The organism is Microcoleus sp. Pol14D4, from assembly GCF_036701245.1.
GTDB lineage: Bacteria > Cyanobacteriota > Cyanobacteriia > Cyanobacteriales > Microcoleaceae > Microcoleus.
Map to the genome: position 1 here is coordinate 1 of NZ_JAUBQM010000187.1, position 1,914 is coordinate 1,914.

Consider the following 1,914-nt stretch of genomic DNA (forward strand, 5'->3'; position numbering starts at 1 on the left):
GATGTGTTTTTCCTCAATCAAAGTGTGGGTAGCGACATCATTAATGATTTCCGCAAGGGAGAGGATTTAATTGGGTTGAATTCTGGTTTGAGTTTTAATCAACTCAGTATTACTTCCAGCAACAATCAAACTTTGATTACTGTGACGGACACCAATCAATTGTTGGCGAAGCTTAACAATATTACCCCCGGTATTCTCACCGCTACCGATTTCACTCAGGTAACACTCTAACTGGCTGGGGTAGGGTGTACCATAAGCAGCCCGCCCGCTTAGAAGTGGTGAAGAAAGCTCTCAAACTCCTGAAATTTGGGGGATGACGTTAGCGCAGCCCGCCCCTAGGGGGGCTACGCCAACGAAGAGGAGCGATCTGATTCTTTTCAACAGCGATCGGTAATAAATCTTGTTTATTGCCGATCGCCCACACCTAGAATGAGGCACATCCGTTTATTGCACTCCCGATCTGGCTAGCCATCAGCAGCGCCCGAATAAAACCAGGTTTTTCAGCCACTAAATTTCTGATTTTGGGAAACTTTTTTTGATCTCAAAAAAAGTTAAATTAATCAAATATTTAGGCGATTTTCCTGGTTTTATCTCAGGTGAATGTATCAGGTACTAGCTAAAGCCATTGTCATTATTTTTGCACGGGCAAAATAATGTGATGAATGTGATATTACCAAGGCAGCCAAACGGTTTGATGCACTATTTCTATCGCTAATGGTGGGGATTGCCAACCTAAACATAGAGGTAGGTTCCCAGTCCCGGACTATTTACATTACATCCTCTGCCCTTAACTGCTAAAAAGCTCGCAATTCTCACACAGCAAAAGCTGATTGTGGAGACACTTCGGGGATTAAACTGAGGGATAAAAAAATCTTACCTAAATAAATTTGAATTTATCCCATGGATCGCCGAAGTTTTAATTCTGCCTACTGCCTTCTGCATCTCTAGCCTTCTGCTTTCAAGGTGAATCTACCAGCAAATAGTAAACATTCTCATGGGTATGCGAAATGAATTCAACTTTTGCCACTAACATGGATTCACAATCTGTTCTCCACAATGCTGGTTCTAAATCTATTGTCTTCATTGATTCCGACTTAGATGACTATCAAACTCTCGCGGATGGCGTGCTTCCCGGTGCAGAACTAATCATTTTAGATAAAAATGGTAACGGAGTCGAGCAAATTACTGCGAAACTGCAAACAATTTCTGCTGCTGGGGAAACTGTAGACCAAGTTCACATTTTTTCTCACGGTAATTCTGGCAGCTTGCAGCTAGGTTCTGCAACGCTGAATTCGGATAATTTGCCGCAATATGAAAGCCAGTTGCAAGATTGGCGAAATGCGCTAAGCGACACAGCAGATATTGTGCTTTATGGTTGCGATGTTGCGGCGGGTTCGGGAAGCGATTTTGTCGATCGCCTGGGCGAGTTAACCGGGGCTGATATTGCGGCATCTAGCGATCGCACTGGCCGCGGAGGTAACTGGAATTTGGAGTTTGCCAAGGGTGATATTGAAGCACCGCTAGCCTTGACTCCAGAAGCAATGGCTGATTATCAAGGGACTTTAAAGACTATTACCGTTACCAACAATAATGATAGCGGACCCGGTTCCTTGAGAAATGCGATCGCCTCCGCAGCAGCCGACGATACCATTCAATTTGAATCGAGTCTTGCCAGCAAAACAATTACTCTCACTTCCGGTCAACTTGTCATCAACAAAAACTTGACAATTGATGCTGTTGGTGCATCCAATTTAACCATCAGCGGCAACAATGCTTCGCGGGTAATCCGCACAGAAGGTGCAACAAATGTCACTCTAAAAAACCTGATTGTTGCCAGCGGCAAAGTTTCTGGAACCGATCCGAATAATGAGGCAACTAGCGCCGGTGGTGGTATTCAAACAGGAAGTAGCAGCA

At 44.3% G+C, this 1,914-nt stretch carries 1 protein-coding gene and 1 pseudogene; both read left to right on the forward strand.

The annotated features are described in order from the left end of the window. Positions 1-231, forward strand: a pseudogene (locus QUA33_RS27985) (calcium-binding protein); the annotation flags it as partial. Between the two features lie 776 nt (positions 232-1,007). Then, positions 1,008-1,914: DUF4347 domain-containing protein (locus tag QUA33_RS27990; RefSeq protein WP_333153018.1), on the forward strand; the 907-nt coding region annotated here is incomplete at its 3' end.